General features: G+C 67.6%; 1 protein-coding gene. It reads right to left on the bottom strand.

Going from position 1 to position 698, the window contains the following annotated elements; translation table 11 throughout:
- Positions 1-698 (bottom strand): AMP-binding protein (locus tag AP428_RS34305; RefSeq protein ID WP_156349376.1); only part of this gene is annotated, 698 nt, incomplete at both ends.

Below are 698 nucleotides of genomic sequence, written 5' to 3'. Positions count from 1 at the left end.
GGCCACGGGCGCTTGACGACCAGAATGCCGCCTTGCCCGTTCGGCACGTCCTGACCCGTCTCGTCGACCACCGCGGCCGTGATGCCCGGCAGCGGCAGCGTGCACGAGCCCGGCACGGTCGGCGTCGCGCCCGGCAGCGGCGTGATCATGTGGCCGCCGGTTTCGGTCTGCCACCACGTGTCGACGATCGGGCAGCGCTCGTGGCCGACGTGCTTGTGGTACCACATCCACGCTTCCGGGTTGATCGGCTCGCCGACCGTGCCGATGATGCGCAGGCTCGACAGGTCATAGCTTTTCGGATGGACCTTGTCGTCGGCTTCGGCGGCCTTGATCAGCGAACGGATCGCGGTCGGCGCGGTATAGAACACGGTGACCTTGTGATCGCCGATCATCTTCCAGAAGCGGCCGGCGTCCGGATACGTCGGCACGCCTTCGAACACGACCTGCGTGCCGCCGCACGCGAGCGGGCCGTAGGTGATGTACGTGTGGCCCGTGACCCAGCCGATGTCGGCCGTGCACCAGAACACGTCGTCGGGTTTCCAGTCGAAGGTCCACTTCATCGTCTGCGCGGCCCACAGCAGGTAGCCGCCCGTGCTGTGCTGCACGCCCTTCGGCTTGCCGGTCGAGCCCGACGTATACAGGATGAACAGCGGATGCTCGGCGCCGACCCAGGTCGGCTCGCAGCGGTCGGATTCGCC

The sequence above is a fragment of the Burkholderia sp. E168m22 genome (assembly GCF_001319805.1).
Classification (GTDB): Bacteria; Pseudomonadota; Gammaproteobacteria; order Burkholderiales; family Burkholderiaceae; genus Burkholderia; species Burkholderia orbicola.
This window is presented reverse-complemented; position numbering and strand designations above follow the sequence as displayed.